The sequence below is a fragment of the Arthrobacter sp. 49Tsu3.1M3 genome (assembly GCF_900168135.1).
Classification (GTDB): domain Bacteria; phylum Actinomycetota; class Actinomycetes; order Actinomycetales; family Micrococcaceae; genus Arthrobacter.
This window is the reverse complement of sequence record NZ_FUZD01000008.1, coordinates 35,168-60,640: the sequence shown is the minus strand read 5'-3', so window position 1 is coordinate 60,640 and position 25,473 is coordinate 35,168. Positions and strand designations below refer to the sequence as shown.

Genomic DNA, 25,473 nt, shown 5'->3' with positions numbered 1-25,473 from the left:
CCCGGAGGCACGGTGAAGGGACGGTGCAGGGCACGGAGAAGGGACGGGGAAGAGCACGGCATTGGTGTACATTCAAGCGGTGAAAGCGCCACTCTGCCTTGTGCTGGCCACCTTGTTCTGGTCCGGCAATTTCGTCGTCGGACAGGCCGCCAGAGCCTCCATGACCCCGCTGGACCTGACCTTCTGGCGCTGGGCCCTGGCCGCCGTGCCGCTGCTCATTCTGGCCCATTTCATCGAACGGCCAGACTGGGGCGCGGTGCTGCGCCGCTGGCCCGTGCTTCTGCTGCTCAGTGTCCTGGGCATGAGCGGCTACACGCTGCTGCTCTACGCCGCGCTCGGATTCACGTCCGCGATGAACGCCTCCCTGGTGACGGCCGCAAACCCGGCCCTCATCGTGGTCATGGCGATTGTCCTGCTCGGCGAGAAGACCACACGGCTGGGCTGGCTCGGCATCTGCCTTGGCCTGCTGGGTGTGCTGCTGGTCCTGACCCAGGGCGAGCTGGCCCGCGTGGTCAGCCTCGCCTTCAACACCGGTGAGCTCATGATGATCGGCGCGATCATCGTCTGGGGCTTCTACACGATTATTGCCCGCCGGCTGGCTGTGCCGCCCATCGCGGCCACAGCGGTGCAGGTGGTGATCGCAACCGTGACGCTGGCGCCGTTCGCGCTCGCCATGAACGTGCGGTTTCCCGACACCGCGGCCGAAGGCTGGTCGATGGCGTATATCGCCCTGTTCCCGTCGCTTGGTTCCTATCTCCTCTGGAACCTGGCGCTGAAAACCACCCCGTCCGGGACCGCGGGAAACTACCTCAACCTGATGGTGGTCTTCACCGCGATCATCACCGTGCTGTTCGGGACGCCGCTCACCCTCGTGCAGGTCGTAGGCGGCCTCCTGGTGATCGCCGGCGTGCTGTTGACCGGAATCAAGGGCCAGGCCCGCAACGCCGGCCACCCCAGCGGCAGGGCCCAGGCCGGGGCGAACGACGCCGCGTCAGGCCGGGAGGGTCAGGGTGGCAACCCGGTCACGACGGAAGAATACGGGCGCAGCACTGCCCGGGCCGCGCGGCGCCCTGCTCCCTGAGATCTTCGATGGCGAGCGCTTCGATCCGGGTCGGGTCGATCCCCAGGGCCATGGAGGCCCCGCCGAGAAAGGCTCCGTTCATGGCACACACCACGTCTGCGTGCCCGGCGGCGAGTCGATGGAACGGGCAGTTCAGCAGCACCAGTCCCCCGCCGCCGTCGTCCGCCGGGCAGTAGCCCTGCCCCGCCAGGAAGTTCGCGAAGGGGCCCGGGCCATCGGGACCGCCGGCGCCGTCGGGACTGCCGGCGAAGTCCGCATGCCGCGCCCCGGTGGCCCCCGCCGGCTCCCGGCCGGCTGCGCGGGCTGCCGACTCACCCGCTGACTGCCCCCTGGCGCGGGCAGCCCGAAGCAGGGCCTCCCGCGGCGAACCGCCGCCGCTTGTTGCGTCCTCGATCGCGGACACCAGCAGCTCGGCGGCGAGATCATAGTGGCGGTCGGGCACCGAGGCCGCGACCTCGTCCACAGCGGCCCGGTACAGCTTGGCGGGCCGGCCGGAACCCGGCCCCTCCCGCCCTCCGAGCTTGCGGAACTCCACGGCCAGCAGACCGTCTTTCACGAGCCGGTCCAGATGGAACGAGGCAGTGCTCCGCGCCAGGCCCACGGCCTGGGCGGCATCGTCCCGGCCAACGGCATCTGCCGCTGAGGCGACGAAGTCAAACAGCCTCCTGCGGCTCTCGTCTCCCAACGACGCGACCGCCGCCAGTCTGTGGTTCCACGGAAGCTTGGTCATGACACAAGAATATCTCTAAAAACAAGAATCATTGCTTAATCCTCACCGGCGGCTCTAAAATCGAGCTATCTATTTTTAGAAGGAGCAGAGCCATGAAAGTTTCCCCAGCCCTCGCCACTCCCGCCCAGAAGCTCACGGCCGACCACCAGGCCTTCCTGTTGCTGCGGACCGTCTTTACGGTTGCGCCAATCCTGTTCGGCCTGGACAAGTTCACGAACCTCTTGACCGACTGGACGATGTACCTGGCCCCCGTGGTGACCCAGGTGGTCCCGCTGCCGGCCCAGACGATCATGTACATCGTTGGCGTGGTGGAAATCGTCGCCGGCGTGGCGGTGGCGCTGCGCCCGCGCTTCGGATCGGCGCTCGTGGCCGCCTGGCTGCTGGGCATCATCATCAACCTGGTCATCCTCGGCGGCTTCTACGATGTCGCTCTGCGTGACTTCGGGCTGTTCGTGGGTGCCCTGGCCCTGAACAGGCTGTCCCCGCGCAAGGCCGTGCCGGCGGCTACGCCGGCCAGCTAGGCCACACGGCTGGGCCCGGCGGCTGGTCCTGTCAGCCGGGCGACGACGCCGGGCCTAGCCACTACGCCAGGACGCAAACGGCCCGCGGAACGACCTCAATGGTCATCGGGAGCGCCCCGATCCGCTCGCCGTCGGCGTAGGCCACGATGTTGCCGGCCGACAGTTCCACGGTGCGGACCCGGCGAAGCTGCACGGCGGGGTGGCCCACGTGCTTGCCGGCAAAGACCTTCGGGAATACGGCCAGCAGCCGGGTCCGGGACAGCCGGTTGACAATGAAGAGGTCCAGGTAGCCGTCATCAAGGGCGGCTTCCGGGACGATCCTCATCCCGCCGCCGATCGATTGGCCGTTGGCGACGGAAATCAGCATGGCGCCCTGTTGCCACTGCTCGCCGTCGGCCGTCACCGTGTAATCAATGGCCCGGAAGGACGCCAGTTCCCGAAGCATGGCGAGCTGGTAGCGGATCTTGCCGCGCGGCCAGCGCCAGTCATTGGCCCGCTCATTGACGGCGGCATCGAACCCGGCCGAGACCACGCCCGCAAACAAGCGGGAGGTTCCGCCGGCGGTGATCCTGCCGGCGTCGATCATCCGGCCGCCGCCGGCCCAAGACTCCAGCGCCCGTTCGCAAGCCGCCGGGAGGTTGTGCAGCGGCAGGCCCAGCGCCCGGGCCGTGTCGTTGCCCGTCCCGGCGGGAATGATGCCCAGCGGAACCCGACGGCGGGCACCGGCACCCGCTCCTGCTATCGCGTTGAGCCCGAGGTGGACCATGCCGTCGCCGCCCACCACCACGAGGGCATCCACGCCCTGCTCCAGCGCATCCTCAACTGCCTGCGCGAGCCCGGCATAACTGTCCGCGCACAGCAGCAGGACCTCCGCCCCGGCTGCACGGAAGTGCGCCGCCGCGTCCTTGCCGGCGTGCCGCGCCCGGCCAAAGGATGCGCGCGGGTTGACGGCGACGGCGATCAGCATGCGCTGAATTATGCCAGCCGCCGGGAACCATCCCTGTGCACGCAGTCGTTATTCCTCCAGCCGGTTAAACTGGGCACGCCGGACGCCCGCGAACGGTCCGGCATTTCCACCGCCGGCACCATCAACGAAAAGGATCTCTGTTTGACGCAGGGCAGCAGCTCGCATTACCAGGTCCTCGGGATCCCCGTGACGGCGACGGAGAAGGACATCAAAGTCGCGTACCGCAAGGCCGCCCGGACGGCCCACCCGGACCATGGCGGCGACCCTGCAGCGTTTCGGCGCGTCACGCTCGCCTACGAGACACTCATCGACACCAGGCGCCGCGCGGACTACGACCGCTCCTACGGCAGCGCATCCGGCGGCGCGTATTCGTCTCCCGCCGGCGATGAGGGTGCCCACTTCGACGCACCGGCCGCGGGCAGCCGGGCCTCAGCAAACGTGCGCCGGCCGAACACGCCGCGGAATACGGCCGCAGATCCGCCCGTCTATGTTCCCCCGTTCGAGCAGTTTGACGGTGGGTCGGCGGTGCCGCTGATTCCCGCCAGCGTGGCCCGGCAACAGGTCCACGGCATGCCCCGCAAGCGCGGGATCTTCGGCGCCGAAGCCCGGATCCAACGCGAGATGCGCACCGTGCAGCTCATCAGCAGGCAGATCCTGACCACCATCCCGGCGGCGCGCCTTGTCAACGGGCTGCAGTCGCCGGCGGACAACAGCCACATCGACCACGCGGTCCTTGCCGGGTACCGTCTCGCGATTGTCGGATCCATGCTCCTGCCGCCGGGTGCCTATGCATGGAACGGCAGCACGTTGACCCACGGCGGACGCTCCGTCGCCCCGCCCCAGCTGGGCCACATCGTGCGCCGGATGCAGGACATATTTCCCGAGCTCAATGTCACCGGCTGGATTGTCATCCACAGCACGGACGGCAATCTGCATCAACCGGTCATCGACCGGCACCGCCGCGCCCCCGGCGGCCAGGGAAGCGGGTACGGGGAAGGCTCGGGACTTGTCGAGGTGGTCAACGCCGCGGGCCTGGCCCGCGGCCTGAAGTTGTTCCTCGGCTCGGGACCGGCGCCCAACATCGTCAACGTTCCGGTGCTGGCCCGCCTGCTGCGCGGAATGCACTAGATTCCGCCCGGGCGCTCCCCCTGCGCCCCCAGGCCGGCAGGCCCGGGGCGCGTTCGACGCCGGCGGCTCGCTAGGATGGGACGGTGTTCCGCATCCTCTTCCACACCCCAGAAATCCCCGGCAATACGGGAAACGCCATCAGGCTCGCTGCCATCACGGGGGCCGAACTGCATCTCGTGGAGCCCCTGGGCTTTGACTTTTCCGACGCCAAACTCCGGCGGGCGGGCCTCGACTACCACGACCTCGCCGTCGTGACCGTCCACCCGGACATCGACGCGGCGTGGGCCGCGCTCGAGCCGGAACGGGTATTTGCCTTCACCTCCGACGGCGAGACCACGTACACCGACATCCGCTACCGTGCCGGCGACGTCCTCCTGTTTGGTCCTGAATCCGTAGGCCTGCCCGAGGAAGTCAAACACAGTCCCCGGGTGACGTCCCGGGTGCGCCTGCCGATGCTCCCAGCCCTCCGGTCACTGAACCTGGCCAACGCGGCATCCATCGCCGTCTACGAGGCGTGGCGCCAGAACGGGTTCGCAGGGGCCAAGTTGTAGCGGTCCGCCGAGGAGGCCCGCCAGGCCCTGCGGCGGCCCGATGGGCGGCCCGCGGGAAGGAATTCCCGCCCGGCGCGCCCATCCAGGTGCCGGGCCGCGCCGAATCACTTCTGAAGGCGGACACCAATCCGCCCACTCACTTTGCGTACCGGTCATGGTGGGGAGAAACGGAAGGGAGCGAGGAGCGGCAGGTGAGAACAGTACATCTGGACAGATCCTCTGCCCGCGTGGCAGGGGCCGGCCCCTCGCCGCATGCCGCACCGATTGGCCCGCGTTGGGCTGCAAGCGCCCTATGCTTGGGAGTGATGGAAACTCCGAATGCCCCGAACCCCGAGGCCGCCGCACCGGCGGGCACCTCAGCCGACATCAACGGCCGGCTCAGCAGCCTGCTGGCACTGATTGCCCAGGGCGACCAGACGGCGTTCGCGGAATTTTACAGCCTCACCTCCAGGCGCGTCTTCGGCATGGCACGCCGGGTCCTGATCGATACCGAACTCAGTGAGGACACCACCCAGGAGGTCTTCCTGCAGGTGTGGCAGAACGCCGCCAAATTCAATCCCGCCGCGGGCAGTCCGCTCGCCTGGCTCATGACGATCTCGCACCGCCGCGCCGTTGACAAGGTCCGGTCCTCGCAGTCCGCCACCGACCGCGAAGCCAGATACGGTGCCAGCAGCCAGGAGATCGACCACGATTCCGTCTCGGACGAAGTCGGCAGCCGGCTCGAGGCCGAGGCGGTGGTCCGGTGCATGGAGACGCTGACCGATACGCAGCAGGAGTCCGTCCGGCTGGCGTACTACGGGGGCCTCACCTACCGGGAAGTGGCCGAGCGGCTGAATGCCGCGGTACCTACCATCAAGTCCCGCATCCGCGATGGACTCATCCGACTGAAGACCTGCTTGGGGGTGAGCTGAATTGACCGATATGAACGCACCTGAGAACAACAACCGCCTCCCCGGCGGCTTCACTGCCGAGATCGCCACCGACCTGTCGTCCGGCCGCGTGGTGGACCTTGCCGAGGTCTACGCCCTCAACGCGGTGGACGACGCCGAACGCGCCGCAATCGAACAGTTCCTCGCCTCCGCACCGGCAGCAGACAGGGCTGCCTTCAACGAGCGGGTCCGGCAGGCCCGGGAGACCCTGGCCACCAGCTTCACCGCAGAGGAAGAGCCTCCGCCCGGGCTGCTGGACCGGATCATGTCATCCTTGCCTGCGCAGACGGCAGAGCAGGCCGCAGCGCAGTCCCGCGCCGCAGTGCCGCTTCCCGGCACGGGTCCGCACGCGACGCCGGTGCTGCCGCATCCGGCACGCGACGGCTCCGCGCTGCCCGCCACCGACGAACTCGGTGCGGCCCGCCAGCGCAGGGAAGAGCGCCGCCGCCCGCAGGGCATGCGGAACTGGCTTATCGGCGTCGCCGCCGCAGCCGTGATCGCCCTGGGCGGTGTGGGCGTCGGAGCCTACGTGGCCAACCAGAACGATCCGCTAAATCAGGTGATGCAGGCCAGCGACGTCCGCCAGGCCACCGTCGACGTCAACGGCGGCGGCACCGCCACCGTGTCGATTTCCCCGTCCAAGGATGCCGCCGTCGTCAAAATGAACGGCGTCCCGGCCCCGCCCGCGGGCAAGGTCTACCAGATGTGGCTGATCCCCAAGGACGGCTCTGCCCCGGTCTCCCAGGGCCTCATGGACGCTGAAGCCTTGTCCAAGCCCGCGGTGGTCAAGGGCATCGGTTCCGCGGCCGCGCTGGGCATCACCGTGGAACCCGCAGGCGGATCCGCGTCGCCTACCCTGCCGACCGTCGCCGCCGCACCGCTGAACGCCTAGCCACCCGCAGGACACAGCAAGCCCCGCATACACAAAGCCGCCCGGGCCTTGGCTCCTTCCGTAGAAGGATTCAAGGCCCGGGCGGCTTTGTGTTGTGACCGGCGGACGTCCTGTCCGGCCGATGTCATGCCCGGCTATATGACCAGCGAGAGCAGCATGACCAGGCCGAAGCTCACCACGGAAATCAGCGTTTCCATGACGGACCAGGTCTTGAAGGTCTGGCCCACCGTGAGTCCGAACAGCTCCTTGACCAGCCAGAACCCGGCGTCGTTCACGTGCGAGAAGAACAGCGAGCCCGCGCCGATCGCGAGGGCCAGGAGTGCGGCGTGCGTCGGCGACAGCGAGCTGGCCAGCGGTGCCACGATGCCCGCCGCCGTCACGGTGGCGACGGTGGCCGAGCCTGTCGCCAGGCGCAGGGCAACGGCCACGATGAAGCCGAGCAACAGCACGGACATGTTGGTCCCCTCGGCCCAAGCCTTCACCGAGTCACCCACGCCGGCACCAATCAGCGTCTGCTTGAAGCCGCCGCCTGCGCCGACGATCAGGATGATCCCCGCGATCGGGCCCAGGCTGGCGGCGATCTTGCTTGTAATCTTGGCGCCGTTCAGGCCCACGGCGTAGCCGAAGGTCACCATGGCCAGCAGGACGGCCAGGGTCATCGCCACCAGCGGCTGCCCGACGAAGTCGAAGAACATCCGGATCGCGGGGGCGGTCCTGGGGTCCGGCCAGATGATGTCCACGACGGCCCTGAGCAGCATGAGGACGACCGGGAAGATGATGGTCAGCAGCGTGACGATGAAGTTCGGCGGGCGCTTGACGCCTTCCATGTCCGCGCCGTGCACGGTGTCGACGCCGCCGGCGACGGCGGGGGCGCCCACCGGGACCCACCGGGCCGCCAGTCGGGAGAAGAGCGGGCCGCAGATGATCACCGTGGGGACGGCGATCAGGATGCCGAGGGCCAGGGTGGTGCCCAGTTCCGCCTTGACGGCGCTGATCGCGATCAGCGGTCCCGGGTGCGGCGGCACCAGCCCGTGCAGCACGGACAGACCGGCCAGCGCCGGGATGGCGATGCGCATTAGGGGCATCTTGGAGCGCTGCGTGACCAGGACGATCACCGGCAGCAGCAGGACGAGCCCGATCTCGAAGAACATCGGCAGGCCGATGATCACGGCCACGAGGGTGATGGCCCAGACCAGCTTGTTTCCGGTGGCCTTGGCCAGGAGGGTGTCGACCACCCGGTTGGCGCCCCCGGAGTCGGCGAGCAGCTTGCCCAGCATCGCGCCGAGGGCGACCAGCAGGCCGACTTCCTTCAGGACGCCGCCCACACCGTCTTCGAAGTTGGCGATCACCTTGGCCGGTTCCACGCCGGCGGCGAGGCCGACGAATCCGGACCCCAGAATCAGGGCCAGGAAGGGGTGGAACTTGAATTTGGCGATCAGGACCACGAGCAGGGCGATGCCCAGGCCCGCAATGATCAGTAGTTGGGTATTGACGCCGGTCCCGGCCTCAACGGCAGCCGGAAGCTGCATTGCTATCAGTGATTTCACAAAAATTCCTTGGTCGCGGCGAAACGCGGGAAGGCTCAGGGCCTGGCGTCGGCGGCGTCGAGATTAAGTCGGGTGATGATTTCCTGTGCCTCTTCCGCCGGCGTTGCGGAGACGGACAGGGAGATGAAGTTTTCGTCTGCCGTGGGGGCTTCGAGCGCGTCGAACTGGGACTCCAGCAGGGCCGGGGGCATGAAGTGCCCGTGGCGGGAGGCCAGCCGGTCGGAGATCTTGTCCCGTGATCCCTCGAGGAACACGAAAACCACGCCTTCGCCGCGCAGAACGTCCCGGTAGCGCTTCTTCAGCGCCGAACAGGTCACGACGCCCGGATTCCCTGCCGCGGTGTGGGCCCGGATCCAGTCGGCAATGCTTTCGAGCCAGGGCCACCGGTCCTCGTCGGTCAGCGGCTGTCCTGCGTGCATCTTCGCGACGTTTGACTCGGGGTGCAGGTCGTCGCCCTCGGCCAGGTCCCAGCCCAGCCTGCCGGCCAGAAGTCCCGCGACAGTTGATTTGCCGGATCCGGAGACGCCCATGATCACAAGAACGGGGTGTTGCGCAGTCTTCGCCATCAAAGTCTGCCTTCCATCAAATAAATATGATTTAAACAGAGGCCAGCATATGGCAGAGGTTGTGCTGCAGCAACACTAGAAGCCGGCGATGGTCCCCTGGCCGTTGACTGTTACGACATGGAAGGCCTCGGCGCTGCGCCCGGCGGGAAGTCCGGCGCGGGCCCCAGTGCCGAGCATGAGGCCGCGGACCGTACGCTCCATTGCGTCGACGTCGGGGTGCTGGCTGACGTGGATGTGAATGGCTGCCAGCTTGCTCTCCACATGCTCGGTGACGTCCACAAAGTGGTTTTCGTGCTCTTCCGGCCCGGCGAAGAGCCACAGCCAGGGCAATTTGTAGGCCTCCAGCCCGGACTCGGCCAGTTCCGGGTATGCGAATGGGTTTTCCAGCGCGGGATACACGGCACGGGTCACCGCCTCCCCCACAGCCAGATGATCCGGATGGCTCTTCTGGATCCGGTCCCAGTTGCGTTCCGGATGCATGGAGAGCACGACGTCGGGCCGGAGCTGACGGATCAGGCGCACCACTTCGCGCATCACCTCATGCGAGGGTTCGAGGTAGCCGTCACGCTGGTGCAGGTAATGGATGTCCGTGACGCCGACCAGGGCGGCGGCGCGCTGCTGCTCCGCGACGCGCAGCCGCACGATTTCCTCGCGCTGCTCGGGATCAAAGCCGCCGGCGTCGCCGTCGGTCATGATGCAGTAGCTGACCTGGACTCCGGCGGCGGTCCAGGCCGCAACCGTGCCGGCGGCGCCGAAATCGATGTCGTCCGGGTGGGCCGTGAAACAAAGCACCCGCTCAATCCGGGTGGTCTCCGGGTCGAACGGGCTTTGTGCCGGGACGGCGGTGGTGCTCATGCGCTCAGCCTCTGCGCTTCTTGATTTCGGCGGTGGCCTGCGGCAGGACCTGGAAGAGGTCGCCCACAATGCCGAAGTCCGCGATCTCGAAAACCGGCGATTCGGCGTCCTTGTTCACGGCCACGATCACCTTCGCGGTTTGCATGCCGGCCTTCTGCTGGATGGCTCCGGAAATGCCCGCAGAGATGTAGAGCTGCGGCGCGACGGTCTTGCCGGTCTGGCCGATCTGCGCGTCGTGGCCGATCCAGCCGGCATCCGTGGCAGCCCGCGAGGCACCGATGGCTGCGCCGAGGGCGTCGGCGAGTTCCTCCAGCGGACCAAAGTTGCCGTCCACGCCACGGCCGCCGGCCACGACGATCCGTGCCTCGGACAGATCGGGGCGTCCGCTGGCAGGCTTGTCGGTGCGCGCCGTAACCCGGGCGGCGGCCGCGGTCACGTCAGGGACCTGGACAGTGATGCTCTCCGGTGCCGTGCCCGTGACCGCGGGCTCGGGCGTGATGCTGTTCGGCTTCACGGTCAGCACGGAAACGGGTGTCACCGCCTTCGCGGTACTGGTGTAGGACCCGGCCAGTACCGACTTGTGCGCCGTTCCGTCGGGGTCCACGGCCACGACGTCGGTGATGACACCGGCGCCGAGCCTGATGCCGAGCCGGGCGGCGATTTCCTTGCCCTCGGCCGAGTTCTCGGCCAGGACCACGCCCGCACCGGCGGCGTCGGCGGCCGCGGCCAGGAATGCCGCCTTGGGTCCGACGAGGTAGTCGTCGAGGTCCGCGGCGGACGGGCGGTACAGTGCCTGGGCACCGTACGCGGCCAGGGTCGAGGCGGCGTCGTCGTGCAGTTCGCCGTTGACGGCCGCGACGGTCTCGCCCAGGGACCGGGCGATGGTGAGCAGTTCCAGGCTCGACTTCTTCAGCGCCGCACCGGGGTTGTCGATGAAAACGAGTACTTTTGCCATGTTCGGATAATCCCCTTTAGAGCAGCTTCTGGGCGGCCAGGAACTCGACCAGCTGGATGCCGGCGTCGCCTTCGTCGGTGATGATGGTGCCGGCCGTCCGAGGCGGGCGGGCCTCTGCCGTCTCGACGGCGGTCCAGGAACCGGACTTGCCCACCTGGGCCGCGTCCACGCCGATGTCGGCAAGGCTCAAGGTGGTGATGGTTTTCTTCTTGGCCGCCATAATGCCCTTGAAGTTCGGGTACCGCGGATCATTGATCTGGTCGGTGACGGAAACGACGGCCGGCAGTGTGGCCTCAATGGTGTCCGCGTGGGTGTCGCCGTCGCGGCGGGCGGTGAGCTTGCCGGCGTCAAGCTCGAGGGACGCGGCGAAGGTTACCTGTGGGAGGCCCAGCCGCTCAGCGAGCTGTGCCGGAACCAGCGAGGTCTCGCCGTCCGTGGAGGCCATTCCGGTGAGGATGAGGTCCGCGGGGACGTCCGCGCCCAGGTGGCGGATCGCGGCGGCCAGCGCCAGCGACGTGGCCGCGGCATCCGAACCGGCCAGGGCCTCATCGCTGAGGTGCACGCCTTCCGTGGCGCCGATCTGGAGGGACTTCTTCACCGCATTGACCGCCCCGGCCGGACCCATGCTCAGCGCAATGACCTTGTTGCCGGCTGCTTCTCCGCCGCGGGCCTCGGTCAGCTGCAGCGCAGCTTCCAGGGCGTATTCATCCAGTTCGGACAGGATGCTTTCGGAGCGGTCCACCGTGTTGGCCTCACCTGCGAGGTGGCGGTCGAACTGCGCATCCGGGACGTGCTTGACCAGCACAATGATTTTCAGAGTTTCTTCCACTGTGTCTACAGCAGCCTTCCATGCGGGTGGACAGCCGCCCCTGACGGGGTCATGGCCACGGAATGCCCGGCAGCCGGGCTGTTCCTAGCTAACCATATAGCCGCCGGGCAGCGCGGCCACGGTTAACGTCTGTGTCAGTGGACTGGCCCGGGACGGCAAAGGCCGGGCCGCACCTTTTCGGTGCCGCCCGGCCTGCCTGTACTGCGCGATATCTGTTGCTGCTTTGATTTACAGCTGCGATTTACAGTTGCTCCGTTTATTGCTGCGCTGGCTTCCGGCCGCCCAGCCCTACTGCTCGGCTGCGGCGCCGAGCGTCACGTCGACGTCCTTGAGCTGGCCGCCGCGCAGCACTGTCACCTTGACCGTGGCCCCGGCGGCCTGTTCCCGCACCGCCGCGGTCAGCTGGTTGGGATCGCTGATGGTCAGGTTCTGGAACTTCGTCACGACGTCGCCGACCTTGATGCCGGCCTTGTCTGCGGCCGAGCCGGACTCGACGGTCGCGACCTCCGCGCCCACGGAGAACCCGGAGGAGGACGAGCCTGCGGCCTTCGGCTTCACGCTCACGCCGAACTGCCCGTGGGTCGCCTTGCCGGCGCTGATGATCTCCTGGGCCACGCGCTTGGCGTTGTTGATGGGGATGCTGAAGCCCACACCGATGTTGCCGCTGCTGCTTCCGCTGGCCGCGTCGCCGCCGGCGGAGGCGATCGCGACGTTGACGCCGATGATTTCGCCCTTGGTGTTCACCAGCGCGCCGCCGGAGTTACCCGGGTTGATGGCCGCGTCCGTCTGGATGACGTTGATCGAGATGGATCCCTGATCCGCGGTGCTCGGAGTCTCGCCGCCGCCAGGGGGCGCGAACTGGAAGCCCTGGTCACCGCCCTGGGAGTTGTCCGCACCGCCCTTCGGCGCAGCCGAGGATGCCACGCTGATGGTCCGGTTCAGGGTTGAGACGATGCCGTCCGTGACTGTGCCGGTGAGGCCCAGCGGCGACCCGATGGCGACGGCGGTGTCACCGACGTTCAGCTTGCCCGAGTCACCGAGAGTTGCCGGGACCAGCCCCGAGGGGTTGTCGATCTTGATCACGGCGAGGTCGGAAAGCGGGTCGGTACCGACAATCTTCGCGGAGTAGACCTTGCCGTCGCTCGTCCGGACCTCCATGGTGGCGTTCGCGGCCTTGCCGTCGAGCGTCACCACGTGGGTGTTGGTCAGCACATGGCCCTGGGTGTCGAGGATGATCCCGCTGCCGGTGCCGCCGTCGCTGCCGCTGGTCGCTTTGATGGTCACGACGCTGGGGGACGCCTTAAGGGCTGCGGCGCTAATGGCGTTGACGTCTTCCCTGTTGTTGACGATCACCGGACCCGCCTGGCTCGTGTTGCTGGCGGCGGACGGGGAGAGGCGGTCGCCCAGCAGGGCGTTACTGCCGGCCACCACGCCGCCGCCGATGAGGCCGGCGGCCACGATGCTGGCCACGAGGGTGGGGACGCCGAAGGCCGCCTTGCGCTTGGGGGCGTGCGCCGGGTCGTTCGCAAAGCCGGGACCGGCAGGGTAGGACGGACCCGGCTGCGGCTGGCCGCCGGAGTGGACGCCGTAAGGGTTGGCGCCATAGTGGGACTGGCCGTACGGGGCTTGCTGCGACTGGCCGTATTGGGTTTGCTGGGACTGGCCGTACGGCGGGTGGCCGGGCTGGGCAGGCTGGCCCTGGCCGGGCTGCGTTGCTCCGCCATAGGGGCCTGCGTGCTGGGCCGGGGCGCCGATCTGCTGGGTGTCCGTCGCGGAGGGCTGGTTCTGCTGGTACACCGGACGCGGCGCGCCGTCCTCGGCACGGTCCAGCCGGAGGGTCGGGTTCCCGGGCGCCGGGCTTTCGGATACCGGGCTTCCCGGTGCCGCCTCAGGCGTGCGGCCGGCATGCGGCTGCTCCGGCGAGCCCTCCTGCGCTCCCGCCGGTTCCTGGTTCTGTGGTGTCGGCTCCGGTGACACACCCGGCACTGGGTTCTCAGTCATGAGACTTCCTTTCATCCTCGTCTGCCCTTAACTATGGACGCTCAGGCTGACACTAGAGCGGACATTTGCTGGGAGGTTCCTGAACGGACAGTATGCGGGCCGCGAACTGGTGTTTCCCTGGTTAAGCGCGTTTCGCTGGTGGCATATTCCCCTAGGTGGACTGCCATTTGGGTGCACCATAGAATCAAATGGAAATGCCACAGCGACCTGCGGCTTTACATCTGCGTGGGGGCGCTGCTGCATTCTGTGACGGCTGGTTCGACCGAACCGGTCCCAGAAGTGCTGAAGGGTTGCACATGCGGTCTAAGTTGAATCGTTTCCTCGCCGTCCTTGGCGTCGCTGGATTGCTGGCGCTCCCCGCCGCTCCAGCCCTGGCCGAAGATCCGGTGACCATTCCGTCCGGGCAGAACATCGTGGACAGCGCGAACGTGCTCGGCAGCCGCAAGGCCGAAGTCCAGGACGCCATCCAGAAGCTCCTCAAGGACCACAAGTACAACCTCTACGTCATCACAGCAAAGACGTTCGAGAATCCGGCCGACCCCAAGGGATGGGCCCAGGCCGTCGCGACGAACAAGGGTATGGGCAAAGCCGACGTCATCCTGACCATGTCCGACGACGGCAAGTACTACTTCTCCCCCAGCTCGGCCAGCGCCATCTATCCCAAGACGTCCAACATCGTTCAGAACGCCATCGTGCCGAACCTGGCCGGCGGAAAGCGCGACTTCGCCCAGGCAGCCATTGATACTGCCGCTGCGGTGGGCGACGCAGCGGGCGGCGGCAGCGGAACGGTGCCGTCCGGCGCCGGAGCAGGCAGCGCGGTCCTCGTGGGAGTCGGCGTCGTGGCTATGGGCGGTGCGGGAACGTACCTGTACCTGCGCAGCCGCCGGAAGAAGGCCCTGCAAAGTTCGGGGGCGTCAGCCGGGGCCCAGGACGCGCAGCCGGACCCGCTGGCAGGGCTCAGCGTGGCCGAGCTGCGCCGGAAGAGCGATTCGCTGCTGATCGAGGCCGATGACGCCATCAAGTCCAGCGAGCAGGAGCTGGGATTCGCCCAGGCCCAATACGGGGACGCCGCGGTGGGCAATTTCACCAAGGCTCTGCAGGAGGCCAAGGGCCACATGACGGAATCGTTCAAGCTGCAGCAGCAGCTTGACGACCACATCCCCGACACCGAGGAGCAGCAACGGAGCTGGCTCGTGGAAATCATCGGCCGCTCCGAAGCCGCGCTGGCATCGCTGCAGGAACAGAAAGCCGATTTCGATTCCCTCCGGGAGCTGGAAAAGAACGCCCCGCAGGCGCTCGCCGCCGTAGGCGCCGGCGCCGCGGACGCCCAGGCAAAGCTTGCCGCCGCCGAACAGTCGCTGACCGATCTGCGGGCCAAGTACGCCGAGAGCGCCCTGGTCCAGGTCGCGGACAACATCAAACAGGCCAAGGAACGTCTCGACTTCGTGCAGAATGCCTCCACAGCGGCGCAGGAAAAGCTCGCCGCGGGTGAAAGCAGCCTCGCCGCGGTCGCCGTCCGTGCCGCCGAGGAGAGCCTGCACCAGACGAACGTGCTGATCGGCGCCATCACCAAGGTGGCCGGCAGCCTCGACGAGGCACGCAACAGCCTGGAAGCCGCCGTCGTCGATACTGCGCAGGATCTGGCCCAGGCGAAGGCGATGATCCAGTCCGGCGCCCATCCGGAACTTGCCGGCCCCGTGGCTGCGGCGGAAGCCGCGCTCGCCCAGGTCAAGGCGGAAATCCAGGGCGGCAAGATTGATCCGATCGCGACGCTGGAACGGGTCGTCTCGGCCCATCAGGCACTCGACCAGTCTCTGGCCGGAATCCGCGACCAGCAGGACCAGGCGCGCCGGGCCCAGGCCTCACTGCAGCAGAGCATCATGTCGGCCCAGGCCCAGATCAGCGCGACGTCGGACTACATCACCGCCCGCCGCGGCGGCGTGGGCACCGATGCGCGCACACGCCTGGCGGAAGCCCAGCGGAACCTGGACTATGCGCTCTCCATTTCCCGCACCGACCCCGTCACGGCATTGCAGTACGCGCAGCAGGCCTACGCGCTGGCGGCACAGGCCGCGCAGCTGGCCCAGTCCGACGTCGACCAGTTCGGCGGCTACGCCAACCAGGGCCAAGGCTACGGTCGGGGCGGCATGTTCGGCGGCAGCGGCGGGGGCGGCCTCGGCGGTGCGATCCTCGGCGGAATCCTCATCAACTCGATCCTCCACGGCGGAGGAGGCGGCGGCTGGGGCGGCGGCGGAGGCGGCTGGGGCGGCGGAGGCGGCGATGACTCCGGCGGCGGCTGGGGCGGCGGCGACTTTGGCGGCGGCGGAGACTTCGGCGGCGGGGACTCCGGAAGTTTCTAGCCTGTCCGCCCCCAAGAAACAATGGCGGGAAGCAGTAGCGGGAAACTCTACAGACCACGCGCCGGCCGTAACGGCCCGGACAGCGGATAGATGCGATACATCATCGATCACTGGAATCAGTGAGACAACGGAGCAGGACGAAAGGTAACACCATGGTTAAGCAGTCCATTTTCGGCCGCATGGCGCAGCTGGCGAAGGCAAACATCAATTCGCTGCTGGACCAGGCCGAAGATCCGCAGAAAATGCTGGACCAGATGGTCCGTGACTACACGAACAACATCGCGGAGGCGGAGTCCGCCGTGGCCCAGACCATCGGCAACCTGCGCATGCTCCAGGACGACTACAACGAGGACGTCCGCAACGCCCAGGACTGGGGCAGAAAGGCCCTCGCAGCCTCGCGCAAGGCCGACGAGTACCGGGCGAAGGGCGACGTCGGCGATGCCGAGAAGTTCGACAACCTGGCCAAGGTGGCCCTACAGCGCCAGATGGGTTCCGAGAACGAGGCCAAGGCCGCCGAACCGAGCATCGCGTCCCAGACCGAGGTGGTGGACAAGCTCAAGCACGGCCTTGACCAGATGAAGGGCAAGCTCAACGAACTGACCAGCAAGCGCAATGAGCTGGTGGCCCGGTCCAAGACCGTGCAGGCCCAGAGCCAGGTCCACGACGCCCTCAAGAGCATCAACATCATGGACCCCACCTCCGAGGTGGGCCGCTTCGAACAGAAGATCCGCCGCGAGGAAGCCAAGGTCCGCGGCCAGCAGGAGCTCGCCGAGTCGAGCCTGGACGCCCAGTTCAATTCGCTTGAAGATCTTGGCGAGCAGACCGAGATCGAAGCCCGGCTGGCAGCGCTGAAGTCCGGCGGCTCCCCCGCCGCCATCGGCACCGGCGAGAAGAACGCCGAGTCCGGTTCCACGGTCGACGAGGCCGACTTCGACAAGCTCTGACCCGACGGTCCGGCCCTTCCGCAGGATTGCTGCACGCTCCAGGCCCGGGCCGGGCCCCGTCGGGCAAACCTGACACCTCAGGTATGCCCGCCGGGGCCCGGCCCTCGTTGTGCCCTGTGTGGCCCCATGTCTGACCGCACCGGCACCCGCGGCGGCGGCGCGTGTACCGTGGATCCATGTCTGCGACCCTTGTGTGGCTCCGTGATGACCTCCGGCTGGATGACAATCCGGCCCTGGCGGAGGCCGCTGCCCTGCACCAACCCCTGACCGTCGTCTATGTCCTGGATGAGGAGTCACCCGGCATCCGGCCGCTGGGCGGCGCGGTGAAGTGGTGGCTCCACCATTCGCTGGCCGCCCTGGCCGCCGCGCTGGAGGCCACTGGCTCGCGGCTGGTGCTCCGCTGCGGCCCCGCCGCCCGGGTCATCCAGGGCCTCGCGGTGGAAACGTCGGCAAACGCCCTGCTGTGGAACCGCCGCTACGGCGGCCCTGAACGCGCCGTCGACGCCGGCCTGAAGGGCTGGGCCAGCGGCGAAGGCCTCAACGCCACAAGCTTCCAGGCGAACCTCATGTTCGAGCCGTGGACGGTGCGCACCGGCAGCGGGGGCCCTTACAAGGTCTTCACGCCATTCTGGAAGGCCTGCCTGGCCGGTGCCGAGCCCCGGCAGCCCCTGGCGGCACCGGACCAGCTGCCGGGCCCTGCACGCACCCGCAGCGGCGGCCTGCCGGCGAGCGAAACGCTCGAAAGCTGGGGCCTGCTCCCCCGGAGCCCGGACTGGAGCCCGGGGCTGGCCGACACCTGGACGCCGGGAGAAGCCGGCGCCCTCAGCCGCCTCGAGGACTTCGTGGACGGCCCGGCCGCAGAATACGGCACCGGCCGCGACGTCCCGGGCGTCGAGGGCACCAGCCGGCTCTCCCCGCATCTGCGCTTTGGCGAGATCAGCCCCTTCCGGATCTGGCACACGCTGCGCCACAGCTTTGCGGCAGGGGCGCCGGCCGACGTCGGGATCTTCCGTTCCGAACTTGGCTGGCGGGAATTCTGCTGGCAGCTGCTGTACGAGAATCCGGATTTGGCGACACAGAACTACCGGCCGGAGTTCGACCGCTTTCAGTGGCAGCCGGCGTCGGGCGACGAGCTCCAGGCCTGGCAGCAGGGCCGTACGGGCTACCCGATGGTGGACGCGGGCATGCGCCAGCTCTGGCAGACCGGCTGGATGCACAACCGCGTGCGGATGGCGGCCGCGTCCTTCCTGGTAAAGAACCTGCTGGCCGACTGGCGGTTGGGCGAGGCCTGGTTCTGGGACACGCTGGTGGACGCCGATGCCGCGAGCAATCCGGCCAACTGGCAGTGGGTCGCGGGCTCGGGTGCCGACGCGTCGCCGTATTTCCGGATCTTCAACCCGGTCACGCAGAGCAAGAAGTTCGACGCCGCCGGTCGTTACCTCCGCGGATACATTCCCGAGCTCTCCGCGCTGGACGACAAAACCGTCCATGAGCCCTGGAAGGCCGGCAGCGCCGCCCCCGGCTACCCCGCACCGATCGTGGATCTTGCCGAGTCCCGGGCGCGGGCGCTGGCAACCTATCAGCGGCTCAAGGACGGGTGAGAGCCGGCTTAGGGCGGTCAGGGGCGGGCCGCAGGCGGGGGCTGGGGCTGACGGCCGTAGCTGGCGGCCGGAGGCTCAGGGCTGCCGCTGGCCGGCTGGCTGCTTGGGCTGGGGCTCAGGGCCTTGGGTGCGTTGGGTGCCTTGCCCGCCGGGGGCCGCCGCCGCGGGCTTAAAGCGAGAGGTCCGGAACACTGTTTCCAGTGTTCCGGACCTTTTCTCCAGTTGCGGGGACAGGATTTGAACCTGTGACCTCTGGGTTATGAGCCCAGCGAGCTACCGAACTGCTCCACCCCGCGTCGCTTGATCAACTCTACCCTAGTTTCCGGACCGCCCTGACCACTTACCCAGTCGGGCCCAGCTGCCGTCCAGCCCGACCCGTGCAGCCCGGCCCCTTCAGGTCTCTGGACTGCGGGGCGAGCCGGTCGCCCCCTTTTGTCCTATGACCCGGTTTCCCGGTTCCCGGCTTCCGCACCTTCCCCGGCGGCTTAAAGCAAAAGGTCCGGAACACTGTTTCCAGTGTTCCGGACCTTTTTCTCCAGTTGCGGGGACAGGATTTGAACCTGTGACCTCTGGGTTATGAGCCCAGCGAGCTACCGAACTGCTCCACCCCGCGTCGCAAGATCAACTCTACCTGCCGGTGAACTTGAGGCCAAATCGAGGCGACGTGATGTGTATCTCGCCGCCCGCGGGAGCGTCCGCCCTGGTCCCCCGGCCCTCCCGCACAAGGGCGCACCGAGATCGAATCCGCTCCGTCGACGCCACAGGCCGCGTTTGCCCCCTCCGTAGGAGGCAAACCCGGCCTGTTGCACCGTTCACAGGCTGTGCCCGGCCCTCTCGCAGCGCGTAAGGACCTGCCGGCGTCAGCTGCGCAGCGTTAGCTGCCCGCCGTCGCCGACGGCGTGGGCGTCGGTGTGGCGGTGGCCGCCGGGGCGGCCGGGGCGGCCGGGGTTTCCAGCTTCGCTTCGGCCTCGAGTGCCTTTTGCAAGGCGGCAGCGAGCTTCTTCTGCTGGTCACCGTAGGTCGCGAAGTCGCCCTTCGCGAGGGCGTCCTGGCCGGCCTTGATCGCGGCATTGGCCTCGTCCAGCGCGGCCTTCAGGTCTGCCTTCGCGTCCGTAGTGCCAGGCGGCGGGGTGGCCCCACCTGGCGTAGTGGGAGTGGCCGGTGTTTGTCCCTTGTTCGCCGAGTCACCTGCTGCGGCACCCGAGTTTCCACCGAACAGCTGGTTCAGGGCCTCGTCCAGCGTGGGCGCGAACCCGATCTTGTCGCCGAACGCCACCAGGACCCGCTGCAGCGTCGGGTAGGAGGTCTCCCCCGTGGAGCGCAGATAGACGGGCTGGACGTACGCCATGCCGCCACCGACCGGCAGGGTCAGGAGGTTGCCGTTGAGCACCGCCGACGCACCCTGGCGCAACAGGTTAAGGGCCTGCGACACAGTGGGGTCGGAGTTGAACTTGTTCTGCGCCTGCCCAGGTCCGGGGACCTGGGTCTCCGGCGGGATCTGCAAGAGCCTCAGCTGGCCATAGCTGTCCGCCTTGACACCCTTCTGGTTGCCGGCGTCGGAGTCCGCGGCCAGGAAGCCGTAGAGCACGTTGCGGGCGTTGCCGTTGACCACCTGCGGGATGAACGACGAGGTCAGCTGGAACGCCGGCTTGTCCTGGTCGGGCATCTTCAGCGACATGTAGTACGGCGGCTGCTTGACTTCGTCCTTGACGGTGGGGTCGTTGGGAACGGACCAGGCGTCAATGTTGGTGTAGAAGCTGTCCGGGTTGGTCACGTGGTAGCGGCCCAGAAGCTCGCGCTGGACCTTGAACAGATCCTCCGGGTAGCGCACGTGGCTCATGAGCGCACCGGACATCTCCGAATACGGCTTCACCGACGTCGGGAAAATCTTCTGCCAGGCTTTCAGGACCGGATCCTGGTCGTCCCAGGCGTACAGCGTCACGGAACCGTCGTAGGCGTCCACAGTGGCCTTGACCGAGTTGCGGATGTAGTTCACAGAACTGTTCGGCAGGGCTACTGTCCGGTTCGCGGCGGTCTGTGAGTCGGCTGTGGCGGCGGAGAGCTGCTCCTGCTGGGAGTACGGGAAGTACGGGCTGGTGGTGTACCCGTCCACGATCCACTTCACTCTGCCGTCGACGACGGCGGGGTACGGATTGCCGTCAACAGTCAGGTAGGGCGCCACCTTTTCGACGCGGTCCCGCGGGTTGCGGTCGTAGAGGATCTGGGACTCGGCGTTCACGCCGTCGGAAAGCAGCAGGTCCGAGGACTGGAACTTGATCGCGTAAAGGATCTTGTTGAAGAAGCTGCCCACGTTCGGGCCGCCGTTGCCGGTGAAGGTGTACTGCGTCTCGCCGTCGCCTTCCTTGGCCGCGGGCCGGTCCTGCTCACGGTGCGGTGCACCGTCCGGGGCGCCCACGATCGAGTAGTCGGGCGAGTCCTGGCCGAAGTAGACGCGGGGCTGATAGGTCGAATCGTTGCCGAGCGCGCCCGTGGACGGGATGCCCGCCTGCAGGAAGTCCGGCTTGCCGTCCACGGTGAACTTGTTGCCCTTGGCGGCGACGACGCCGTAGCCGTGGGTGTAGACCACGTGCCGGTTCAGCCAGGACTGCTGGTTCGTGGCGAGACCGTCCGGGTTGAGTTCGCGGACGGCGATGACCGTGTCCTGGATCTTGCCGTCGATCTCGTAGCGGTCCACGTTCAGGGCGCTGGGGAACTGGTAGTAGGGCCTGTACTGTTCGAGCTGCGAGAACGCATCGGAGATCAGGTTCGGATCCAGCAGCCGGATGTTGGCGGTGGTCTGCGCATCGGGGGCCAGCGCGCCGGTGGTGGCGTTGGTGGTGGCGTTGTACCGCTTTTCCTGGACCTTATCCAGGCCGTAGGCGGCACGGGTCATCGCGATGTTCCGCTTGATGTATTCGTTCTCCAGGGTCTGCTCAGAGGGCCGGACCTGGAACTGCTGGATGACCCACGGGTAGACCCCGCCGGCCAGGATGGCCGTGATGATGAGCATGGCGGTGCCGATCACCGGCAGCCGCCACTTGCCGATGACCGCAGCGACGATGAACAGCACGGCGACGATGGCCGCGGCCACGGCCAGGATGGCCTTGGTCGGGATGACGGCGTTCACGTCCGTGTACAGCGCACCGGCCCAGCGCCCGCCGTTATTCTGCACCGTGGAGTAGCGGTCCAGCCAAAAGTTGAGGCCCATCAGCACCAGGAAGGCGGCACCCGTGACAGCCAGGTGGATCTGCGCGGCGCGGCTGGTGAAGATCCCGCGTTCCATGATCCGGATGCTGCCGTAGAGGTAGTGGGTGAGGATGCCGGCAAGGCCGGCGATCACCGTGACGCTGATGAGGAACCCGGTGACGAAGCCAAGGAAGGGGAGAGTCATGAGATAGAAGCTGATGTCGAGCCCGAACTGCGGATCGTTCTGGCCGAATGCCTCCTGGTTCAGGAACAGGAGGACTTTCTGCCACTGGCTGGCCGCGGCACTGCCGGCGAACAGGCCAAAGAGGATGGGAAGCCCCACCATTACGACGCGGCGGATCGGTTCGAGCTGCGCCTGGTAGCGGTTGAGGTTGTCCCGGATTTCCGAATCGGGGGCGTACACCGGCCGCGCATGGTAGGCAATCCGGATGGCGAAGAAGACGGCCAGGAACATGACAGCGAAACCAGTCAGGAAGATCACGATCCTGGCCAGGTTCTCGGTCAGGAACACTTCGAAGTAGCCCAGCTGCTGGTACCAGAGGACATCAGTCCAGACATTGGCGAAGAAGATGAATCCGACCACGATCAGGGCCACGATGATCAGCGTCGGCGTCAGGGCGCCGCGTCGTGTCTGGGGTCTTCCGGGCGGGACAGTGCTGGCGGGACGGGACAAACTCGGTACCTCATAGCTGGTCGTCTACTGCTGGTTTTTAGTTATCAGTCGCTGCTGTGGCTCAGTCTGGCGACCAAGTGCCGGTGTTGCAGGTTGATGCATTCTAACGGCCGTCACCGCCGTTCCGTCAGGGCCCTGCAGCAGGGTCCCGGCGGGACGGCGCGGCCGTCAATTAGTGCCACGAGTGGGACCGGCGCTTAGTTCCGCGGCCAGTCTAGTTGCTGGTGCAGACCGGCAGGCCCGATGTGTCGCCGCCTGACGCGGCCAGCTCAACTGCCTTGCGGGCCTCGGTGAGGTTCTCCACCCGGACCACCTGCAGGCCGTCGGGGATGTGCCTCAGGACGTCTTCGCAGTTGGCCGCCGGGGCCAGGAACAGCGTGGCCCCGCCGGACCGCGCCCCCTGCATCTTCTGGGCGATCCCGCCGATGGGTCCTACGGCACCGTCGGGGGTGATGGTTCCGGTTCCGGCGATGTGCTTGCCGCCGGTCAGGTCCCCGGGAGTGACGGTGTCAATGATGCCAAGCGCGAACATCATGCCCGCACTGGGGCCACCGACCTTGTCGAGCGAGATGGTGACATCAAACGGGAAGGTGAATTTGTACTGCAGCAAGACACCGAGGATGTAGCGGCCCGCGCTGTTCTTGGCCGGCGTGATGGTGACTGGCACCCGGGCGCCGGCGCGTTCCACGATGACTTTGGCGGGTTTGCCGTTGCCGGCGGCCAGTTCCGCCTGGACCACGCCGAGCGAAGTGATGGGCTTGTCATTGATGGAGACAAGTTCGTCCCCCGCCTGCAGCAGTCCTTTCGAGGCAGAGTCGTCCGGGAGCCCGGCCAACTGCATTTTCTGCCCGAACGGAATCTTCAGTTCCTTCAGTGCCGAAGCGATGGCGTTCTCCTGGGAGGTGGTCATCGCAGTGGCGCTCTCCTGCTGGGACTGTTCCTTGGTGACGCCGGTGGGGAACAGCAGTTCCTGGGGGTAGACGGCCTTGGTCCCGTTCAGCCATGCCGAGAATGCCTCGAAGACGCTGACCGGACCGTTGGGACCGCCGTCGACATAGACAGTGGTCAGGTCCAGGCTGCCCTTGGCGGGAAATGACTCATGGCCGCTGACGCTGATCACAGGTTTGCCGTTGTCCTGGCCGATGGTGTTGAAGGTAGGGCCGGGAGACTCGATCACGTAGGGCACGGGCAGGCTCACCGCAGTGATGCCCAGCGCGGCGGCAAGCAGCCCCGAAACCAGCATGGCTGATGACCGGTTGTTGCGCGGGCGCCGCACGCCGGCGCCAGCCAGTCGCGCCCTCCTGCCCCGGGCAGGGCCGGCCGCTGGGTCGCTGGCGGGCTGCTCACCGTGGGTGATTGTCATTGAAAGACCTCTCCGTGCCGGCACGAGGGGCTGCGGCCCTGCCGGGACAAGCCCGAGAGGACACCGCGACCACGCACCAGGGCTGCAGCCAAACCCGAGGCTGCCGCGTGCAAATATTCCAACTTCCAAGCCTACGCGCTTAGGACCCCGGACCGCTCTTTGCCTACAGCGAACGTGGCGCCGTTTCGGCAGACAGCCACTCTTGCACAGGGGTACCGTGAAGTTGAGAAGCAGCCACACCGACGATCGGCGGGATCATGACCTCCAACCCACTCAATCCGTCCAATGGCGACGAGGAACCCAAGGATCCCTTGGCCGAAATGCTCAAAAACCTGATGGGCGGGCAGGGCATGGGCAATATCGACCCCGCCGAGCTCGCCAAGGCAGCAGGCCTGCCGGACGATCCAAACCTCCTGGCCCAGATGTTCTCCCAGGTGCAGGCGATGATGAGCGCCCCCTCGGAGGGGCCCGTCAATTGGCAACTGGCACACGACAACGCCCGGCGCGTCGCCGCCAGCGGATCCGATCCCTCGGTCACGGCGCATCAGTCGCGGGAGGTCGATGAGGCCCTTCGGCTGGCCGAACTGTGGCTCGACCAGGTCACCGGGCTTCCGGCCACGGGACTGATCGGCCGGGCGTGGTCCCGCGCCGAATGGGTCGAGGAAACCCTTGGGACGTGGAAGCGGCTGACCGAGCCCGTGGCCAACAGCATTGCCAATGCGCTCTCGGCCGCCATGACCGAGCAGATGCCCGAGGAAATGAAGTCCATGATGGGCGGCGCCTCCTCGATGATCCAGAACATGGGCGGGGCGATCTTCGGCATGCAGCTCGGCCAGGCGATCGGCGCGCTCTCGGCCGAAGTGGTCAGCTCGACGGACATTGGCGTACCTCTGGCAGACCTTGAAATGGCTCTCCTGCCGGCCAACGTGGCGAAATTCGGTGAGGGCCTCAGCCTGCCGGAGAACGACATCCGCCTGTTCCTGGCCGTGCGCGAGGCGGCGCACGCCCGCCTCTTCGTCCAGGTCCCCTGGCTGCGCGGGCACCTGCTCGGCGCGATCGAGGCCTACGCCCGCGGCATCCACATCGACACGTCCAAGATCGAAGAACTGGCACGCGAGATCGACCCCAGCAACCCCGAGGGCATCCAGGAGGCGCTCTCCCAGGGTGTCTTCATGCCGCAGCGCACTCCCGCCCAGGAACAGGCCCTCGAAAAGCTGGAGACTGCACTGGCCCTGGTGGAGGGCTGGGTGGACGAACTCACCTGGGGTGCGACCGAGAAGATGTTGCCGTCCGCCGCCGCGTTGCGCGAAACCGTCCGGCGGCGCCGGGCCACCGGGGGTCCCGCTGAGCACGCGTTCTCCTCCCTCGTGGGACTCGAACTGCGGCCGCGCAGGCTCCGCGAGGCCGCCACGCTGTGGGCCTTGCTCAAGGAAGAGCGCGGGGTGGACGGCCGCGACGCCGTTTGGCAGCATCCCGACCTGCTGCCCACGGCAGAGGACCTGGAAGATCCGCAAGGCTTCAGCGAACGCCGCAAACTCGCCGAAGCCAGCGACAGCGAAGTGGATGATGCCCTGCAGAAGCTGCTGAGCGGAGGGTTCGATGAGCCGACCGGCGACGACGCCGCCACGGATACCGCGGGCACCGCGGAGTCAGAGGGCACGGCGGATTCAGGGGGCGCCCCGGATTCAGGGGGCACGGACGAACCGGCGGCCAAGGACGACGACGACCGTCAGGACGGCGGACCGGACGACGGCGGCACGCCCAAGGCCTAGC

Annotated in this window: 20 protein-coding genes and 2 tRNA genes; 10 read left to right on the top strand and 12 right to left on the bottom strand. The window is 67.4% G+C overall.

What is annotated here, in order from left to right; all coding sequences use genetic code 11:
- Positions 1-79 precede the first annotated feature (79 nt).
- Positions 80-1,081: a DMT family transporter gene (locus B5X90_RS11065; protein WP_079553072.1), complete on the top strand. Its 1,002-nt coding sequence runs from the start codon at positions 80-82 to the stop codon at positions 1,079-1,081.
- On the opposite strand, the gene B5X90_RS11060 is transcribed toward B5X90_RS11065, so the two are convergent.
- The gene (locus tag B5X90_RS11060) at positions 1,023-1,811 is read right to left on the bottom strand and encodes a helix-turn-helix transcriptional regulator (protein ID WP_079552918.1); all 789 of its coding nucleotides are present in this window, start codon (positions 1,809-1,811) and stop codon (positions 1,023-1,025) included. The genes B5X90_RS11065 and B5X90_RS11060 overlap by 59 nt on opposite strands.
- A gap of 92 nt (positions 1,812-1,903) precedes the next feature.
- On the opposite strand from B5X90_RS11060, the gene B5X90_RS11055 reads away from it, so the two are divergent.
- Complete coding sequence (locus tag B5X90_RS11055; RefSeq protein WP_079552915.1) at positions 1,904-2,332, top strand: hypothetical protein; 429 nt, start codon at positions 1,904-1,906, stop codon at positions 2,330-2,332.
- Positions 2,333-2,393: 61 nt separating this feature from the next.
- Here the strand turns inward: B5X90_RS11055 and B5X90_RS11050 are convergent, their stop codons facing one another.
- Positions 2,394-3,299 (bottom strand): diacylglycerol/lipid kinase family protein, encoded by a 906-nt coding sequence (locus B5X90_RS11050; protein WP_079552913.1) that lies wholly within the window; start codon positions 3,297-3,299, stop codon positions 2,394-2,396.
- Between the two features lie 141 nt (positions 3,300-3,440).
- On the opposite strand from B5X90_RS11050, the gene B5X90_RS11045 reads away from it, so the two are divergent.
- From B5X90_RS11045 to B5X90_RS11030, 4 genes are all read left to right on the top strand, one after another.
- Positions 3,441-4,427: a J domain-containing protein gene (locus tag B5X90_RS11045; RefSeq protein WP_079552911.1), complete on the top strand. Its 987-nt coding sequence runs from the start codon at positions 3,441-3,443 to the stop codon at positions 4,425-4,427.
- Between the two features lie 83 nt (positions 4,428-4,510).
- Positions 4,511-4,978, top strand: coding sequence for a tRNA (cytidine(34)-2'-O)-methyltransferase (locus B5X90_RS11040; RefSeq protein WP_026538402.1), 468 nt, complete (start codon positions 4,511-4,513; stop codon positions 4,976-4,978).
- 305 nt (positions 4,979-5,283) lie between these two features.
- On the top strand, positions 5,284-5,889 hold the full coding sequence (gene sigK, locus B5X90_RS11035) for an ECF RNA polymerase sigma factor SigK (protein ID WP_018775186.1): 606 nt from the start codon (positions 5,284-5,286) through the stop codon (positions 5,887-5,889).
- A gap of 10 nt (positions 5,890-5,899) precedes the next feature.
- Entirely contained in the window at positions 5,900-6,799 is a 900-nt protein-coding gene (locus B5X90_RS11030) for an anti-sigma factor (RefSeq protein ID WP_079552909.1), read from the top strand.
- A 134-nt stretch (positions 6,800-6,933) separates the two neighbouring features.
- Here B5X90_RS11030 and B5X90_RS11025 read toward each other — a convergent pair whose 3' ends face one another.
- The 6 genes from B5X90_RS11025 to B5X90_RS11000 all read right to left on the bottom strand — a co-directional run bounded on the left by B5X90_RS11025 (position 6,934) and on the right by B5X90_RS11000 (position 13,552).
- A complete protein-coding gene (locus B5X90_RS11025) occupies positions 6,934-8,328 on the bottom strand; it encodes a GntT/GntP/DsdX family permease (protein ID WP_079552907.1) in 1,395 nt (464 codons plus the stop codon).
- 53 nt (positions 8,329-8,381) lie between these two features.
- Entirely contained in the window at positions 8,382-8,912 is a 531-nt protein-coding gene (locus B5X90_RS11020; protein WP_079552905.1) for a gluconokinase, read from the bottom strand.
- Positions 8,913-8,987: 75 nt separating this feature from the next.
- Positions 8,988-9,767, bottom strand: a complete 780-nt coding sequence (locus B5X90_RS11015) for a PIG-L deacetylase family protein (protein ID WP_079552903.1) — start codon at positions 9,765-9,767, stop codon at positions 8,988-8,990.
- A 4-nt stretch (positions 9,768-9,771) separates the two neighbouring features.
- The gene (locus B5X90_RS11010; RefSeq protein WP_079552901.1) at positions 9,772-10,722 is read right to left on the bottom strand and encodes an electron transfer flavoprotein subunit alpha/FixB family protein; all 951 of its coding nucleotides are present in this window, start codon (positions 10,720-10,722) and stop codon (positions 9,772-9,774) included.
- Between the two features lie 16 nt (positions 10,723-10,738).
- Positions 10,739-11,539 (bottom strand): electron transfer flavoprotein subunit beta/FixA family protein, encoded by an 801-nt coding sequence (locus B5X90_RS11005; RefSeq protein WP_079553069.1) that lies wholly within the window; start codon positions 11,537-11,539, stop codon positions 10,739-10,741.
- A gap of 300 nt (positions 11,540-11,839) precedes the next feature.
- Positions 11,840-13,552 carry a S1C family serine protease gene (locus B5X90_RS11000; protein ID WP_079552899.1) on the bottom strand — a complete coding sequence of 571 codons (1,713 nt, stop codon included), beginning with the start codon at positions 13,550-13,552 and terminating at the stop codon, positions 11,840-11,842.
- A 296-nt stretch (positions 13,553-13,848) separates the two neighbouring features.
- Between B5X90_RS11000 and B5X90_RS10995 the strand changes: the two genes are divergently transcribed.
- From B5X90_RS10995 to B5X90_RS10985, 3 genes are all read left to right on the top strand, one after another.
- Positions 13,849-15,912 (top strand): TPM domain-containing protein, encoded by a 2,064-nt coding sequence (locus B5X90_RS10995; RefSeq protein WP_079552896.1) that lies wholly within the window; start codon positions 13,849-13,851, stop codon positions 15,910-15,912.
- A 152-nt stretch (positions 15,913-16,064) separates the two neighbouring features.
- Entirely contained in the window at positions 16,065-16,856 is a 792-nt protein-coding gene (locus B5X90_RS10990; RefSeq protein WP_079552894.1) for a PspA/IM30 family protein, read from the top strand.
- 176 nt (positions 16,857-17,032) lie between these two features.
- Positions 17,033-18,457, top strand: coding sequence for a cryptochrome/photolyase family protein (locus B5X90_RS10985; RefSeq protein WP_079552892.1), 1,425 nt, complete (start codon positions 17,033-17,035; stop codon positions 18,455-18,457).
- A 222-nt stretch (positions 18,458-18,679) separates the two neighbouring features.
- On the opposite strand, the gene B5X90_RS10980 is transcribed toward B5X90_RS10985, so the two are convergent.
- The 4 genes from B5X90_RS10980 to B5X90_RS10965 form a co-directional block, all read right to left on the bottom strand.
- A tRNA-Met gene (locus B5X90_RS10980) sits at positions 18,680-18,753 on the bottom strand.
- A gap of 243 nt (positions 18,754-18,996) precedes the next feature.
- A tRNA-Met gene (locus B5X90_RS10975) sits at positions 18,997-19,070 on the bottom strand.
- Between the two features lie 261 nt (positions 19,071-19,331).
- Entirely contained in the window at positions 19,332-22,337 is a 3,006-nt protein-coding gene (locus B5X90_RS10970; RefSeq protein ID WP_079552890.1) for a UPF0182 family membrane protein, read from the bottom strand.
- A 214-nt stretch (positions 22,338-22,551) separates the two neighbouring features.
- Entirely contained in the window at positions 22,552-23,700 is a 1,149-nt protein-coding gene (locus B5X90_RS10965) for a YlbL family protein (protein ID WP_079552887.1), read from the bottom strand.
- Between the two features lie 257 nt (positions 23,701-23,957).
- On the opposite strand from B5X90_RS10965, the gene B5X90_RS10960 reads away from it, so the two are divergent.
- Entirely contained in the window at positions 23,958-25,472 is a 1,515-nt protein-coding gene (locus B5X90_RS10960; protein ID WP_079552884.1) for a zinc-dependent metalloprotease, read from the top strand.
- Position 25,473: the final 1 nt, after the last annotated feature.

What these genes read in the sequence shown, in the direction of transcription:
- B5X90_RS11030 (WP_079552909.1), top strand. Translation starts at nt 5,900, where the DNA reads ATGAACGCACCTGAGAACAACAACCGCCTCCCCGGCGGCTTCACTGCC.
- B5X90_RS11015 (WP_079552903.1), bottom strand. Translation starts at nt 9,767, where the DNA reads ATGAGCACCACCGCCGTCCCGGCACAAAGCCCGTTCGACCCGGAGACC.
- B5X90_RS11050 (WP_079552913.1), bottom strand. Translation starts at nt 3,299, where the DNA reads ATGCTGATCGCCGTCGCCGTCAACCCGCGCGCATCCTTTGGCCGGGCG.
- B5X90_RS10990 (WP_079552894.1), top strand. Translation starts at nt 16,065, where the DNA reads ATGGTTAAGCAGTCCATTTTCGGCCGCATGGCGCAGCTGGCGAAGGCA.
- B5X90_RS11025 (WP_079552907.1), bottom strand. Translation starts at nt 8,328, where the DNA reads ATGCAGCTTCCGGCTGCCGTTGAGGCCGGGACCGGCGTCAATACCCAA.
- B5X90_RS10965 (WP_079552887.1), bottom strand. Translation starts at nt 23,700, where the DNA reads ATGACAATCACCCACGGTGAGCAGCCCGCCAGCGACCCAGCGGCCGGC.
- sigK (WP_018775186.1), top strand. Translation starts at nt 5,284, where the DNA reads ATGGAAACTCCGAATGCCCCGAACCCCGAGGCCGCCGCACCGGCGGGC.
- B5X90_RS10960 (WP_079552884.1), top strand. Translation starts at nt 23,958, where the DNA reads ATGACCTCCAACCCACTCAATCCGTCCAATGGCGACGAGGAACCCAAG.
- B5X90_RS10985 (WP_079552892.1), top strand. Translation starts at nt 17,033, where the DNA reads ATGTCTGCGACCCTTGTGTGGCTCCGTGATGACCTCCGGCTGGATGAC.
- B5X90_RS11000 (WP_079552899.1), bottom strand. Translation starts at nt 13,552, where the DNA reads ATGACTGAGAACCCAGTGCCGGGTGTGTCACCGGAGCCGACACCACAG.
- B5X90_RS11020 (WP_079552905.1), bottom strand. Translation starts at nt 8,912, where the DNA reads ATGGCGAAGACTGCGCAACACCCCGTTCTTGTGATCATGGGCGTCTCC.
- B5X90_RS10995 (WP_079552896.1), top strand. Translation starts at nt 13,849, where the DNA reads ATGCGGTCTAAGTTGAATCGTTTCCTCGCCGTCCTTGGCGTCGCTGGA.
- B5X90_RS11060 (WP_079552918.1), bottom strand. Translation starts at nt 1,811, where the DNA reads ATGACCAAGCTTCCGTGGAACCACAGACTGGCGGCGGTCGCGTCGTTG.
- B5X90_RS11010 (WP_079552901.1), bottom strand. Translation starts at nt 10,722, where the DNA reads ATGGCAAAAGTACTCGTTTTCATCGACAACCCCGGTGCGGCGCTGAAG.
- B5X90_RS11055 (WP_079552915.1), top strand. Translation starts at nt 1,904, where the DNA reads ATGAAAGTTTCCCCAGCCCTCGCCACTCCCGCCCAGAAGCTCACGGCC.